The 14284-nt window shown below is 62.4% G+C and carries 15 protein-coding genes and 3 pseudogenes; 14 read left to right on the forward strand and 4 right to left on the reverse strand.

The features are described from left to right. From AC1DRP_RS29960 to AC1DRP_RS29990, 7 genes and pseudogenes are all read left to right on the forward strand, one after another. Nucleotides 1-278 (forward strand): annotated as a pseudogene (locus AC1DRP_RS29960) (pyridoxal phosphate-dependent aminotransferase); the annotation flags it as partial. Between the two features lie 43 nt (nucleotides 279-321). After that, the gene (locus tag AC1DRP_RS29965) at nucleotides 322-1104 is read left to right on the forward strand and encodes an SDR family oxidoreductase (RefSeq protein WP_476770384.1); all 783 of its coding nucleotides are present in this window, start codon (nucleotides 322-324) and stop codon (nucleotides 1102-1104) included. A 12-nt stretch (nucleotides 1105-1116) separates the two neighbouring features. Next, on the forward strand, nucleotides 1117-1998 hold the full coding sequence (locus tag AC1DRP_RS29970) for an alpha/beta fold hydrolase (protein ID WP_476770385.1): 882 nt from the start codon (nucleotides 1117-1119) through the stop codon (nucleotides 1996-1998). A gap of 2 nt (nucleotides 1999-2000) precedes the next feature. After that, a complete protein-coding gene (locus AC1DRP_RS29975) occupies nucleotides 2001-3257 on the forward strand; it encodes a M20 family metallo-hydrolase (RefSeq protein ID WP_476770386.1) in 1257 nt (418 codons plus the stop codon). A 252-nt stretch (nucleotides 3258-3509) separates the two neighbouring features. Next, complete coding sequence (locus tag AC1DRP_RS29980) at nucleotides 3510-3977, forward strand: PH domain-containing protein (protein WP_441508905.1); 468 nt, start codon at nucleotides 3510-3512, stop codon at nucleotides 3975-3977. A 434-nt stretch (nucleotides 3978-4411) separates the two neighbouring features. Further along, on the forward strand, nucleotides 4412-4810 hold the full coding sequence (locus AC1DRP_RS29985; RefSeq protein ID WP_441637852.1) for a helix-turn-helix domain-containing protein: 399 nt from the start codon (nucleotides 4412-4414) through the stop codon (nucleotides 4808-4810). Beyond that, nucleotides 4797-6119, forward strand: coding sequence for a type II toxin-antitoxin system HipA family toxin (locus AC1DRP_RS29990; protein WP_476770387.1), 1323 nt, complete (start codon nucleotides 4797-4799; stop codon nucleotides 6117-6119). The genes AC1DRP_RS29985 and AC1DRP_RS29990 overlap by 14 nt, the downstream gene beginning before the upstream one ends. A 45-nt stretch (nucleotides 6120-6164) precedes the next feature. Here the strand turns inward: AC1DRP_RS29990 and AC1DRP_RS29995 are convergent. Continuing rightward, nucleotides 6165-6454, reverse strand: a pseudogene (locus AC1DRP_RS29995) (cytochrome c oxidase subunit I); the annotation flags it as partial. A gap of 772 nt (nucleotides 6455-7226) precedes the next feature. Between AC1DRP_RS29995 and AC1DRP_RS30000 the strand changes: the two are divergent. Further along, nucleotides 7227-8108, forward strand: a complete 882-nt coding sequence (locus AC1DRP_RS30000; RefSeq protein ID WP_476770388.1) for a hypothetical protein — start codon at nucleotides 7227-7229, stop codon at nucleotides 8106-8108. A 131-nt stretch (nucleotides 8109-8239) separates the two neighbouring features. After that, nucleotides 8240-8527 (forward strand): DUF6894 family protein, encoded by a 288-nt coding sequence (locus AC1DRP_RS30005; protein ID WP_476770389.1) that lies wholly within the window; start codon nucleotides 8240-8242, stop codon nucleotides 8525-8527. 120 nt (nucleotides 8528-8647) lie between these two features. Here the strand turns inward: AC1DRP_RS30005 and AC1DRP_RS30010 are convergent, their stop codons facing one another. Beyond that, nucleotides 8648-8950, reverse strand: a complete 303-nt coding sequence (locus AC1DRP_RS30010; protein ID WP_476770390.1) for a PRC-barrel domain-containing protein — start codon at nucleotides 8948-8950, stop codon at nucleotides 8648-8650. A gap of 266 nt (nucleotides 8951-9216) precedes the next feature. Here AC1DRP_RS30010 and AC1DRP_RS30015 point away from each other — a divergent pair, with 266 nt between their 5' ends. The 4 genes and pseudogenes from AC1DRP_RS30015 to AC1DRP_RS30030 form a co-directional block, all read left to right on the forward strand. Then, a complete protein-coding gene (locus AC1DRP_RS30015) occupies nucleotides 9217-9540 on the forward strand; it encodes a DUF1236 domain-containing protein (protein WP_476770391.1) in 324 nt (107 codons plus the stop codon). A 575-nt stretch (nucleotides 9541-10115) separates the two neighbouring features. Next, complete coding sequence (locus AC1DRP_RS30020; RefSeq protein ID WP_441508912.1) at nucleotides 10116-10412, forward strand: PepSY domain-containing protein; 297 nt, start codon at nucleotides 10116-10118, stop codon at nucleotides 10410-10412. Between the two features lie 36 nt (nucleotides 10413-10448). After that, on the forward strand, nucleotides 10449-10991 hold the full coding sequence (locus AC1DRP_RS30025) for a general stress protein (protein ID WP_441493860.1): 543 nt from the start codon (nucleotides 10449-10451) through the stop codon (nucleotides 10989-10991). Nucleotides 10992-11073: 82 nt separating this feature from the next. Continuing rightward, nucleotides 11074-11196 (forward strand): annotated as a pseudogene (locus AC1DRP_RS30030) (TraR/DksA C4-type zinc finger protein); the annotation flags it as partial. Between the two features lie 884 nt (nucleotides 11197-12080). On the opposite strand, the gene AC1DRP_RS30035 reads toward AC1DRP_RS30030, so the two are convergent. Continuing rightward, nucleotides 12081-12326, reverse strand: coding sequence for a DUF982 domain-containing protein (locus AC1DRP_RS30035; RefSeq protein ID WP_441508915.1), 246 nt, complete (start codon nucleotides 12324-12326; stop codon nucleotides 12081-12083). Nucleotides 12327-13474: 1148 nt separating this feature from the next. Between AC1DRP_RS30035 and AC1DRP_RS30040 the strand changes: the two genes are divergently transcribed. Next, nucleotides 13475-13777, forward strand: a complete 303-nt coding sequence (locus AC1DRP_RS30040; RefSeq protein WP_476770392.1) for a DUF7696 family protein — start codon at nucleotides 13475-13477, stop codon at nucleotides 13775-13777. 62 nt (nucleotides 13778-13839) lie between these two features. On the opposite strand, the gene AC1DRP_RS30045 is transcribed toward AC1DRP_RS30040, so the two are convergent. Next, entirely contained in the window at nucleotides 13840-14085 is a 246-nt protein-coding gene (locus AC1DRP_RS30045; protein WP_476770393.1) for a hypothetical protein, read from the reverse strand. Between the last annotated feature and the right edge of the window lie 199 nt (nucleotides 14086-14284).

A 14284-nucleotide genomic window follows, 5' to 3' on the forward strand; every position in this document is an offset into this window, starting at 1 on the left:
GGATTCCGGGCCTGTCCATGCCGGTCTTCCCGTCAAACGGCAATTTCGTCGTGCTCGAATGCGAGCGGGCCGGCGTGAAGCCGGAGGCCCTCGTCGCAGCCTATCAGAAGAACGACATCATGATCCGCCAGGGCGCCTACCACACGCCCAATTTCGGCGACCGGTTCGTCAAGATCAGCACAACCGTCCCGACCGCCTGGGTCGAAGAGTTCGTCGACCTGCTGCCGACCATGGTCGACCAGGTCCGTGGCCAAAACGAAGACGTGAAACTGTTCTGAGCCGACCAGCCCGTCGCAGCGCTCATAGAAGGAGAAATCGAAGATGGATCTTAAGCTGAAGGGCAAGACGGTCCTGATCACCGGCGCATCCCAGGGCATCGGCGAGGGGCTGGCGCGCTCATTCGCCGAGGAGGGCTGCAACCTCCATATCGTGGCGCGCTCCGGCGACCGGCTGGAGGCGTTGAAGCGCGAGCTGGAAGCCGGCCATGGAGTGACCGTGACGGCGCACGCGCTCGATCTGACCAAGGAAGGCGCGGTGGAGCGCCTGGTCGATTCCGTCGGCGATATCGACATTCTCGTCAATAATGCCGGCGTCGTCCCCAGCGGCACATTGTGGGACGTCGACGAGGCGAAATGGCGTGCCGGCTGGGAGCTCAAGGTCTTCGGCTATATCAACCTCACGCGCGCGCTCTATCCGCGCATGAAGGCGCGCGGCGGCGGCGTCATCATCAACAATATCGGCAATGGCGGCGAGGTTTTCGATCCCGCCTACGTCGCGGGCACGACCGGCAATGCCAGCCTCATGGCCTTCACCCGCGCCATCGGCGGCCACTCGCTCGACGACAATATCCGGGTGGTGGGCGTCAATCCTGGCCCGGTCGATACGGACCGCATTTACAACATGCTGAAGAAGCGCGCCGCCGACTGGCTTGGCGATGCCGGCCGCTACGAGGAGCTGCAACAGCGCTATCCGCTGAAGCGCCCGGCCCATGTCCACGAGGTCACCGACCTGATCGTGTTCCTCGCCTCCTACCGCTCCGGCTATACGTCCGGCGCGATCTTCACCGTCGATGGCGGCATCGCCTCGCGCCGTTCCGTGATCTGAGGGAGGCGCGACATGGCTTTTGCCACGGCCGGCGACGGCGTAAGGCTCTTCTACGAGGAGGCCGGCACCGGCACGCCGATGATCTTCGTGCACGAGTTCGGCGGCAGCCACTGGAGCTGGGAGCCGCAGCTCAATTTCTTCGCGCGGCGGCACCGTTGCATCACCTTCGCGGCGCGCGGTTACCGGCCCTCCGACGTGCCGGAGAGTGTGGAGAGCTATTCGCAGGCACGGGCGGCTGACGACATCCTCGACGTGCTGAGCGCGGCCGGTATCGAGAAGGCCCATGTCGTCGGGCTCTCCATGGGCGGCTTCGCCTCCCTGCATGCGGCGCTGCGCCATCCCGGCCGCATGCTGTCGGTCGTCGCCGCCGGGGCCGGCTATGGCGCCGAGAAGGCCCATGAGGATTACTTCCGGGGCGTCTCCGAGCAGGTTGCCCAGAATTTCGAGCAGCGTGGAGCCAGGGACTTCGCGCCGACCTATGCCGAGGGCGCCTCGCGCGTGCAGTTCCAGGATAAGGACCCGCGCGGATGGGCGCTCTTCGCTGAGCGGCTCGGCCAGCACGATTCGCTGGGCGCGGCGAACACCATGCGCGGCGTGCAAATGCGCCGGCCTTCGCTCTACGACCTCGAGGCCGAGTTCCGCGCCATGCAGACGCCACTGTTGGTCATGACCGGCGACGAGGACGACCATTGCATCCAGCCGGGGCTCTATCTGAAGCGGGTCGTGCCGCGCTGCGGCCTCGCCGTCTTCCCGAAATCCGGCCATACGCTGAATCTCGAAGAGCCCGAACTCTTCAACCGCCTGCTCGCCGAGTTTATCGCGCAGGTCGAGGCCGGGCGCTGGGAACCGCGCGATCCCCGCGCCAACCCGGCGCAGATCATGCGGACCGACTGAGCATGACAGCCAGGCAGCGTCTGTCCGATTTGATCGATGGCGAGCGTCTCTGGGCCCGTCACATGGCACTGGCCGCCTTCGGCGCCCGCGCCGATGGCGGGGTCGATCGTCCATCCCTGTCGCCGCAGGAAGCACAGGCGCGCGCGCAGGTGATCGCCTGGGGCCGCGCGATCGGCCTGGAGGCCTTCACCGACAAGGCCGCGAATCTGTTCCTGCGCCTGGAGGGGCGCGATCCTTCGCTCGCGCCCGTCGTGGCGGGGTCGCATATCGATTCGCAGCCGACCGGCGGCAAGTTCGACGGCGTTTTCGGCGTGCTCGCCGCACTGGAAACGGCCGGCGCGATCGTGGCGTGTGGCGAGCGACCGCTCCGCCCGGTCGAGATCGTGGCCTGGACCAATGAGGAAGGTTCGCGCTTCGCACCGGGCATGACGGGCTCCGACCTCTACACCGGAGCCAAGGCGCTTGAGGCGGTGCTACCCATCCGCGACGCAGACGGCATCAGCATCGGCGAGGCGGTGGCGTCCATCCTCGCGGCCGACGACAACGTGCCGCTGCGGGCGTTCGGCCTGCCGATCGCCGCCTATGTCGAGCCGCATATCGAACAGGCCTCCGTGCTCGAACGAGCAGGCATCCCGGTCGGCGTCGTGACAGGCATTCAGGGCACGCGGCGCTACAGGGTTCGCGTCCTGGGCGAAGCCGCCCACGCCGGCACCGCCCTACGCAAGGATCGGCGCGACGCGCTGATGGCTGCCGTCCGCATGATCCGCGCCATGGACGAAGCTGCCATGGAGCCGGCCGACACCTTGCTGACGGTGGGCATGTTGCAGGTGAAGCCGAACGCACCGTCCGTCGTGCCGGCGGAAGCCTTCTTTTCCATCGACCTCCGTCACCCAGACAATGTCGTGGTCGACTGGGTCGATGCCGCGATCCGCCGCATCGCCGAGGAGTTGAAGGGGGAGTGCAGCGTCGAGCTGCAACAGATTCAGCATTCACCCTCGTTGAACTTCGCCCCCGCGATTCGCAGCGCAATTGCCGAAGCGGCTGCGGCGCGAGGTATTCCCGCCATGGATGTCTATTCGGCGGCCGGCCATGATGCGCGGCAGTTGCACTATGTCTGTCCTGCCGGGATGATCTTCGTGCCGTGCCGGGGTGGGGTATCGCATAATCCCGACGAATGGGCCGAGCCGGAGCATCTGACCGCGGGTGCACAGGTCCTTGCAGACGTCGTTTGGCACCTCGCCAGCCGAAGTACGCTTTAGCCGGTGCGTGAAAATATTGACCGTGTGGATTGGTGCGAGCGAACCATGGCCAATTCCGACGTTCCGACGGTGCAACGGTGAACCTGGCCCCTAGCGCATCCTTCCACTCACGCGAAAAGACTGCACCATCAAAGCACGGGATCAAACACCTAGCGGCTTAATCGAAAAATCTTCTGCACCTGCCCTAACGGTCCCCACCGTGGTTGGAATATCGGGTGGCGTTGCCTATGCTGCTGAAGGAGACCCATTTTCATGAGCTACGTTCAGCGCGTCTTGCAGCCCAATGAACAGGTCCGGCACATCTCGTCCATTCATTGGATAGTGTACTGGCCCGGTATTGCGGTTGCACTCCTAGCGGCGGTCGCTTTCTGGCTCAGCGCTACGCAGTTCATGCCAGGATTCTGGCGGTATACGGGATACGCCCTCGCACTCGTTGCGGCGGTCCTCTTGATTCAGCAATGGTTCCACTCGTGGGTCACCGAGATCGCAGTCACCAACCGACGGGTCATCTACAAGAAAGGCCTCATCCAGCGGGAGACCACCGAGATGAACATGGACAAGGTCGAAAGCGTCCAGATCGATCAATCAATCTTGGGGCGCATGCTCGACTATGGCAACGTGACGATCCATGGCACCGGCGAAGGCTTCAAGACGCTCCGCACCATCGCCAACCCAATCGAGCTTCGAAACAGCATCACGGGAAACGACGCACAGGGCTAACCAGTGACGAATATGGGAAGCGTCGAACCGAGTTTGCTCAGGCAGCCGGCGTTTCCGAAAGCGGCGGGATCTTTCGACGGATGAGGATGCGGCCATGCCGCCATGGAGGATCAGGGTAAGGTCTATCAGACGCGCGATGTGGAGCTTTTCGCGAGAGCCATTGAAGACCTCGCCGACATCATTACCGGACAAGGACCCCTCCCGACGAGTTAGCCAAGGCTCCGCTCTTGACCGGATAATAGCAGCGAACACGCGGGCGCCATCGACCGATCTGCCGTCTTAATTACGGATCGAATTATCACTCGATGGCGCGACGGCACGCTTGTGAATCGCCTCGGTCCCCAATCGCGCCAGCCTTCTGATACATTGCTATATATCGCAAAAATGGCGCTAATTGCGTTATTTCGCAATTTCTCCATTGACTCTTGGTTATCATGCGTTATATCGCAAAAAATGAGGGAATTTGCCAAATGTCGCAACGTGGCCACGAGGCTCGTCGCCGGTTAGGTGACCAGATTGAACGGTATCGCGAGCAACGTGGGTGGACCCTGCGCGAACTTTCGAAACGCGTCGGGCGCGACCCTGCTCGCCTGAGTGAAATCGAGAGCGGCAGGGCTAATCCATCCATCGACAACCTCGTCGACCTTGGAGAAGCCCTGGGTCTGGAAATCGTTCTCGTACCCCGTGAACGCTTAGCTGAGGCGCTCGGCTTGGCAGGGAACCCGGCGTCCGCATTACCATCTGTCCCCCCCACGCCGTCGAGCCTACTCGACGAGCTTTTGATCGAGGGTGATGACGATCCCGAGGACGATGTTGGCCATGCCCCCCGCTGACACGCTGGAAGTCTATCTGCGCCCCGACGCACGGCGAGAGCTAAAAATTGGCATAATCGTTCGAGATCAGAGCCAGCGCATAACATCGTTCTTCCCCGACGATGCATATCTCGCCATGGGGCCGGTCCGCCCGCTCGTATCGTTGTCATGGACAGGGCAATCCGAGGAAGCCACGATGCAGCGGCTGACCAGGAGAGCGGACAAGATCGGAACGAATGGCTACCTGCCGCCCTTCTTCGACAATCTCCTGCCCGAAGGAGCGTTGCGTGAGCTCGTAGAGAAGGAACTCGGGCATGGCCGCACTGATCACTTCGACGTCCTTGCCCGCCTGGGAATGGACCTGCCCGGCGCTCTCACCGTGCACCGCGCCATCAAAGGCGGTTTCGTAGACGACGAATCTCCCGCAACAGACTCCCCTTGGCCTAGGGGCCCGTCCCTTCGTTTTTCGCTTGCCGGCGCTCAACTGAAATTCTCGATGAAGGCTCGAAACGACCGCCTGACGCTCCCGATGTTCGGTGAGGAGGTTGGGGACGTTATCCTCAAAGTACCACATAAGAAGTACCGCGACCTGCCGGAGATGGAGCATGCCGCGATGACAATGGTCGCCGCCACGGGGCGACGCGTGGCTCTGACTCGCCTCGTCCCCTCCTCCGCGGTGGAAGGCCTTCCAGAGGAATACCTGGAACACGGGTCGACCTGTCTTGCAGTGACCCGCTTCGACAGAGGGCCCAACGGCCTCCGCGTTCAGATGGAGGACTTTGCCCAGATTACCGGGGCTCTCGGAGATCAGAAATATACGCGGGCAAACGAAGAAACAGTCCTCAACATCGTCCGTCGGTTCGCGACCGACAGTCGAGGGGAGCTCGTGGAAGCCATCGGCCGTTCCGTATGTAACATGCTGATCGGGAACGGCGACGCGCACCTTAAAAATTGGTCGTTCCTCTACCCCGAGGGCGGTGAAATCGCGCTCAGCCCCACCTACGACGTCGTGCCCACCGTCGTCTTTGGCGACGCCGAACTCGCCTTGCCGTTCATGAGAACGAGTAACCCCGATTCGCTCACGCTCCGCCGTTTCGAACGCGCGGCGGGCCTTCTTGAAGTCCCGTCGGGCGTGGTCATCCACGAAGTCAAAAGAACCGTAGAAAGCGCGTTCGCGACCTGGCCGGCGATCTTGAGGGAGATGATGCCTTCTCGTGCTGCCGAAGCGATCGTCAACAGAATCAACCGGCTTCCCTTCGTGAAAGAGCTTTTGCCGGACATGGATTTCTCCGTCGCCCCGACCGAGGACGCTACCGTGGGTGCAGGATAATAGGTTGGCTATCGCCTCGTCCCGCTCGCACCGGTTCAGCAGGCCTCATGCAGGTGCACCTCCACGCGGCGGATGGGGCTGCTTCGCGGCGGACTGCAGAGTGCGTGAAAATATGAACAGAGGTCCCAGGGTCCATTCCAGCGTCGGTGCACCTTCGCCCCACGGACTGCTTCTTCGAGAAGGCGACGATGACGCCGTAGAAGAAGACCAGCAAGCCCGCAGCGAAGATGTAGGAGCCGATCGACGACCAGAAATGCCAGCCGGCGAAGGCATCCAGATAGTCCACGTCAAGGCCAAGGAAATGCTGGGAAGAACAGCAGGTTGGCGCCGAAAAAATGCGCCAGAAGTGCCGCCTGCGGAGCGACCAGTCCTTGACCGTGCCCGACGCGCGATGAACAGCCACCGCTTGATCCATGTCGCGGAAAATGGAGGACACCACCCCGCCGACCTCCCGCTGGAGCAACCGACGGCGCTCGGCGGGAACCAATCAGCCGGGCGCAATCACCTTGGCTCCCAATTAGCGACATCGACGCTTAAGCTTTCAATGGCTGAACCAATTGTAGAGACACAAAGCGACGTAAGCGATGAGCATAAGCCACGCGATGACGACTATAAACAATACTGAGGCAAATGAGCCCCCTCGAACGCGAGGTGAATATTCATTGAAGTGCGTCTGACCCCCGTTCGCCGCTTTGGTTTCAACAGCGTCAAGCGGCCGGTCATGCCGATCGATTGCTGTCATTTGGGCTCTCCGTTCCGCTCCGGGCAAACCCGTCAGGCTGATGCAGCAGCAATGTCGCCGTGCACGCTATCGAAAGAAGGCGAGCAAAATGATGATCGGCAGAGGAATTCCCAACATCCAAAGAAGTATGCCGCGGCCCATGGTCTGTCCTCCTGTTTGTCGAGCTTGAACCAACGACAAGCAGGAGTGTTCCCGGCTCATCGGTCCCGACTGGAACTATTTGGCCCCGTCGTCTGTTCCTCCGCGGTCACATATGTGGCGGTGCATTGGGAGTGTCTCATGAACGGCGTCATCTACATCGTTGGCCTCATCGTGGTCGTGTTGGCCATCCTTTCATTCCTTGGTCTTCGGTAGGAGGCTGCATCATGTCCGTGAGCGCACCCAACGTGGTCGTCGTTCCCCCTCCCGCCCTAAGGGGTGCCACCGGCTCATATCTTGAATGGAGCGCCATCTTTGGCGGTGCGGTGCTCTCTGCAGCCATCACTACGGTCATGGCAGCTTTTGGCTCTGCCCTTGGCCTGTCCCTGGTGTCCGCGGACACCGCGCGCTCTTCGGGCCTGACAGCCTTGACCATCGCCGCAGGCCTGTGGGCCATCTGGATCACAGTCTCGGCCTGCAGCGCGGGCGGATATCTTGCCGGGCGTATGCGTCGGCCGGTTACCGACGCCAGCGACCACGAGCGCCATGTTCGCGACGGTGCTCATGGCTTGGTCGTTTGGGCTGCCGGGGCGTTGATCGTAGCGATGGTCGCCAGTTCGTCGCTGCTGGGTGCTGCCAAAACAACTGCGACCGGTGTGGCTGCCGCAACTGGCGGAGCCGCCGCTCTTATCAGTCAGCAGGCGGACCCGCTGGGTTCGGCCTTGGACTCTGTCATGAGGTCAAACGGCACCACGCCGCCGACTGCCAGTGAACGCGAGGAGGCGTCCCGGATCTTCATGACCGGAATCAGATCGGGAAAGCTCGATCAAGTTGACCGCGACTACATTGCGACGCGCGTCGCTGCACGGATGAACATCCCTCAGCCCGAGGCTCAGAAGAAGGTCGATGACGCCTTCGCAAAACTGGATCAGGCGAAGGAGACCGCAAAGCAAGCCGCGGAGCGCGCTCGGAAGGCTGCAGTGATTACCGCATTTATGACCGCAGCAGTGCTTTTGTTGGGGGCGGCGGCAGCTTGGATGGCAGCCCAACTTGGCGGCAAGCACCGCGACGAGGAAATGGATCTCGGATCGCTGTTCGGGCGGCGATGAAGGAAATCGGAGGGGCTCGCACGGGCCCCTCCACACCTGCCGATACGCAAAGAAGCAAAGACGACGTCTTTCAGCCGCCGCTGCTCCGTTGCGAACTGGAACTTTGCCGAGGGCGGGGCCGTTAAGCCGGCATGGCCCAATACTTTTTCGACATCGAGATCAATACGGAGCTCGTCGTCGACGGCGAAGGCATCGACCTCGAGGACCACGCCGCCGCCCGCGTTTCGGCCCTTTCAAGCCTCGGCGACATCATCTCAGAGCGTGTCCAGTCCAGCGACGATCTCAGCATCGACGTGAGAATACGCTACGCCGATGGCACTCCGATCTTTGCGGCGACGCTCATTTTGAACAGCCGGTGGCTCACTCCAGCGCCCCCCATTCCGATCCGGAACGCTGTCCCCGGCAAATCTGAAGAGTGAAGCAATTCGGAGGCACGGGCCCGACACAAATAAGGCCCGCGCACCATTCGGAGCAGCGGGCCAGGTCATGTCCTGGTTTAACCCCCCAGCACGCTAGGTTCCCGCGCCGGCCGGGTCCGGTCACTTTGCGAAGCGGCCCTCGTACTTGAACTGCGGCGCCGCCTTGAGCTGTTCCTTGGTCGCGTTGATCCGCGCATTCCATTTCTTGTCGGTCTGATTCCAGGTGACGGCGAGCGCACTCGGGCTGACGGCAACATAGTGAATGCCCAGACCGAGAAAACCGCCGACGGATAGAATGTAGGACGCCAACGAATTGCCGGCGATGACCACATCCTCGATCTCGCCGACAGTCTCATCGCCGGCATTCTTGACGTCGAGACGCTTCAGGCTGCTGACGAGAGCGGACGCCTCGTCAACCGACACGAAGACGGGCGGCTGGGACGGGTGCTGTCTGTGCTAACGCCGCACTGGAAAGCAGGGTCGCTGCAAGAGCAAAAATGATGGTGCGCATGTTCGGATGACCTCCCTTATAGGGCCGCAGGCAGGAACCGCTGCGGCAGGATGGAAAGGTAATTCCGAGCATTCTGATCTGTTCCTCATGCGCATTCGCGGAGCTCCGTGTTCGAACGATTCCCGCACGGAACAAGGACGATACTCTGGGGTTTTGAAAGCGGCCGGGGAGGACACTCATGATGGAGGACGTCCATGACCTAATTCTCACCACGTTGTTTGCTGCTGCACTTGCGAGTTCGGCCGTGCTGGCACAGACCACCACAACTACGACGATCACCACGGAACAATCAGGCAAGATCAAATCCTACTTCATGAAAGAGAAGCCCAAATCCGTGAAGGTTCAGGAAACTGTGGCGATCGGCGCCACGCTTCCGGCAACGGTCGAACTGTACACATTCCCTTCGGATGTTGGTGTGACGCAGTATCGTTATACGATGGTCAATGACCGCGCTGTGCTGGTCGAGCCCAGCTCGCGCAAGATCATCCAGATCATCGAGTAAGCGCCCACCGCGGCCCTGGCGATGTTGCGTTAGGGCGGCGCTGGCTAGCCGCTGGCCACGGCGAATGCACTCCGAGAACCCTGATCCCGTTCCAGATGATCATGACGGCCATTTAAGACTTCTGCGCGGGACCGCGGTCACGTGGATCTCAAGAGTGGCCGCGGCCCACGATCACCTCGCGGCCGTAACCCCCAAAACCAAGGCCGCGGCCCAGGCCATTACACGAAGCGGACGCGCCCAAATCAAATCTCGTCCTCAAGCCTTTCCTGAAATTCCCCCACTCGCTCAAATGCAGCCGCTGCCTCCGATCGGTATCGACGCCGATCGTCTTCTGAAAGGGCCTCAGCGCGCTGTGACATCTCGATGAAGCCGGTGGAGGAAGGCGCGGTGGCGATGAATCATTCCCCGGCGCTGGATCCTGTCCAACTCCGGTAGTCGAGCCGATGTTCCGCTATTGGGCGCTCCTTCTTGGCCCTCCGGTTCCGCACGCCGGCGGGATTGGGAAAGGAACCAAAGCGGTGCGGCGCCGTTTTCTTGGGCACTGCGGCACCGCCGCTTCCCTTGGGAGAGCCACCATGAAAAAGCTCATCATAGTTTCCCTGATCGCCACCACGACCTCCTTTGGGGCCATGGCGCAAACCTCGACCACATCCCCCGCACCGGCTCCCGCTCCGGCCGACGCGAACGCCCCGCTGCCGGGCGCCAACAGCTTCACTGAAGGCCAGGCCAAGAGCCGTCTCGAAGCCAACGGCTACACAAACGTCACCGGCCTGAAAAAGGACGACAACGGCGTCTGGAAGGGCACGGCGACGAACGCCGGCACTCAAGTGAATGTTTCGGTCGATTATCGCGGCAACATCACTCGCAACTGATCGATACCTCTCGCACCCCGACTTCTGGAGGCAACCATGACCCGTACGATCACTCGTTCATACGACACCTACGATCAGGCCGCTGCGGCGGTCGAGAAGCTCGAACAGGCCGGCATCACGTCGTCGGAGATCAGTGTCATCGGGCGCGATGAGCGCGCCAAGGACAGCAACGCCGCCGAGGGGGCTGGCATCGGCGCAGGCATCGGGGGGGCGGCCGGCCTTCTCGCCGGCGTGGGCCTTCTAGCAATCCCGGGCATTGGCCCTGTCGTCGCCGCTGGCTGGCTGGCGTCGACCGCGGCGGGCGCTGTCGCGGGAGCAGCGGCGGGTGGCCTCGTCGGATCGTTCACCAGTGCAGGTGTCGATGAGGACGAGGCCCATTATTATGCGGAGACGGTTCGTCGCGGCGGCACGGTCGTTTCCGTCAGGGCGGTCGACGAGCAGGCCGCTACGGTCGAGGCCATCCTGGATGGTGCGACCCCGATCGATCGCGAGAGCCGTGTGGCCCAGTACCGTCGCGAAGGCTGGACCCGCTTCGACGAAACAGCGGATCCGTATGTGCGCGGCCAGGCCGGCATCTGACGCCACGCGCCGCTGCCGTGGGGCTCGCCCCGCGGCAGCGGCGCGTTGGTGATGCAAGGCCGTCCCAAGATGGTCGCCCGCGGAGGCGCGGCGTCGCGCGATGCCTGGCGCCCGTACCTGCGTGGATTGCCAGTCAGGCCTCGACCGTCCCAGAGCGATGTCCGGCATCAACCGCCGGGGCAGCAAGGACAGCCAATTGAAATGACCGCATGCGGTTGCTCCGATCGCGATTAGGCTGTCATCTTCACCTGTGAGCGCCGCCGCCTCCTGCTGCCCCCGGAACACTCCGCCCCGGTCTCTCCCCGCACGATCTGACGCCGCACAAATGCATCAACTACCGCCAGACGGGCTCCGGTGGCCTATTGCCTCGGAATTCGAGAAGGAGGGGCAGGATCTGTCCATGCGCGTGGCGGGCTTGTGTTCAGCGATGCCGACCTCATTCTGGATCCTCGAGCAGGCTTGGCTGACGCGGATCTGGCGGCCTGCTGACGACCCCGCTCTTTAGAGCGGAGAAGCCTGGCCCGGTACGCAGGATACGACGCGCGCACACAACGGCCACTCCAGCGCAGAGAACGCGGCCCCCGCAAGATTCGTTCCGCGATACGGGACGCAAAAGAGGTCCGCCAGCCAGCGATGCGGCCCTCGATCTTCACCACCTGATGAGTGCGTTCCGACGCGTGATAAATCCACGTGTTTGAGCCATGGCTTTTGCCCATCCGCCTGATCCGAAGCGATATGAAGGCCCCGCCGCTTCGCAACGGCAGGGCCCCAGGGCTGTGAGCGTTGCGGCCGTGGAGTTGTCAATCGCTCAACGCCCTCACGCCACTAAAACGGACGGTGGCCCAGCGTGTTCCTAAGGACAGGACAAGAAACAAAAAAGCCCGCGGCGTTTCGTCCCGCTGCGGGCCAGTTGTAAGGGCAAAGAGCTTCGGATTGCAGGCGGGCTCCGACCCGGTGGTGCCGCCCGGAGAATCTGATCGCGGCGTCACCACTAAGCGTGAACGCCCGACGAGGCCTTTAGTTCCGCGGCCGTCCACTTGTCAGGGCTCATGGAACCGTGGGGCAGCCAGTCCCGGCAACGCAGCCTGACTACCCGATAAGGCGGCCACACTCCCGCGCCGCCTCCTCGAACGCCTCCCGCGCCTCATCAACGGTCCCGGCACCATTCAGCACTGCCGTGCAGGCGCGCACTGCGTCTTGCCACTTCGGCCCCGCTCCAATCGCTTTCCAGGCTAGCAACAGCTCTGCGGCTTGCTCGACGTCGGTGATAGAGTAGCCCACTCCGGGCCGGTCGGCTTGAACGACAACGGGTGGGCTGAACCAGTGCATCGGCATGGCACATTCCCGTCTTCCTGATCGCCAGAACGCAAAAAGGCGCCCGGCAGTTCCCTGAGGAGCTGGCGGGCAAAGTGTTCAGCAGACGTCTTGATCAGGCTGGTTGCAGCGCTCGAGGAATGGCTCACCACCATCCGTACACGGGCAGATTGGTGGAGTTTCTCCCTAAATGCGCGCCTAATGCCAGACTGCCTTACCTGGGATCGTCGGGAACCGGTTCGTCCAGTCATGACCGTCGCCGGCGGGTGGCTTGGAAGCCAGGAGAGCCAGGCAGGGCTCAATCCGATCGGGCATGGGGTCGAAGCGGAGCTTCCGACGCGCATCACGCGCCTTGCTGACAGGACCACGGACAGTCTCGACTCCAGGGCCAACACGCAGCAGACGACGCGCGCACACAACTGATACTCCACACCACGCACGAGGTTCGCCCCGCCGTTCCGGGGGGAATAGCGGCGGGGCTCCCCAGGCCGTGACGGCGCCGGATGTGAACAACGCCACCACGCAGTAGCGAACCCCTGTCGAAACCCGCAGTTCCTGGCGGCGACTACTATTTCACTCGCTCAAGATTCTCCCGGTCCTTTCGACGCGGTCTCATCGAAACGTTGGACAGCGAGTACTGCCAAATCGACGCTTGGGTCCGCCCTCCACAACTCGGCAATGATTGAGGCCAGACGCTCGCGTTGGGCGGGCTCGCTGGGCGGGTCGACCCTTGCTGCAATCTCGCTCCAAGCTTCATCAAAAGCCTCGGCGATCCGAGCGAGTTCCTCTGGCGTGGCGACGATGGAACGGAACGGCATCGCAATCCCCCCGCGATGCTCACAGTTTATAATCCATCAAAAGAACGCAAGGATGAATTGGCCAGCCGGAGGCCCCGCCGTATGGCAGCGGCGAGGCCCGAGGCCGTGCGGGCGAGAGTGGTGGCCAGCACGCCAGAGAAACAAACTGCCCCTCGGCTGTTCCGTCGACGAGGAACCAAAAAAGGGCCCGCCGCGTCCTCACACAGCGGGCCGGTTCACCCCTTTTTGGGCTGATACAAGAACGCGCAGCGGCCTCTACGGGTTCCGGGCGCGAGCGAAATTGTTTCGTCGGCGCGGAACCGGCGATCGGCTCCATGAGTTGAGTCCAGGCAGGATGCGGTGCCTGCGTCGATGAACGCATTGCGATCGACCAGTCTGGGGGCAACCCTGGAGATGCACCGTGCCTCACCTCGCGTCGTCTGGTCCCATCTCTTCGGTCGAGAGGTTCTCTCCGATTCCGGGGAGTGGCGGCACGAATGCGAGGTCGAATATCTGCTCTCCCTCCCAGAGGCGAAGCGCGCCGAAATCCTCGACGGCGTCCCCGGCGCCGAGGACCGCAAAAGCCAAGGCATCAGGGGCATTCGCGGCGAGGGCGTGGTTGCTGCGCTCAAAGTTCAGATCGAGCGACTGCGGCTCATCAAAATGAAGGGCTGAGTGTGGGCCCGCTGATCCGGCGGGAGCAGCGAGGCCCCAGGCCGTGCCCGCGCGCCGGCGTCTCAGGRTTTCCTTCCTCTAATAAGCGCCTCCGACTCCAAAGAGGCCGCCAACTCCTCGTATTCCATAATCCGCTCGGCGCGTTCTGGCGCTTCCGACCGGGTCCAGAAATCGAGTCCGATCCACGCCAGCTCATAGGCCTCACAGAGATCGAGAAAGATCTCATCAGACGTCTGTTCGAAGCCCGCACGCAACCCAGGCAGCCGCAGCATAAGACGTGTCAGTCCACGTTTCTGGATCGTCGTCATGGCGCATTTCACGTGCGCGTTTCGAAGTGGCCATCCTCCCACCAAGGTATCGGATCCTCTATTGTACTTGAGGGCGATGCCAGGAGAGGGAAGGGATCCCCCTAGATGTGCGGTCTCGGGATGAGATGGTGCGGATTGATTTTGAAGGGTGACGGGTCACTGATCCAGGCGTCGCAGATGGCCTGATAGGGCGTTCGCC

This window comes from Allobosea sp. 01N443 (assembly GCF_056399325.1).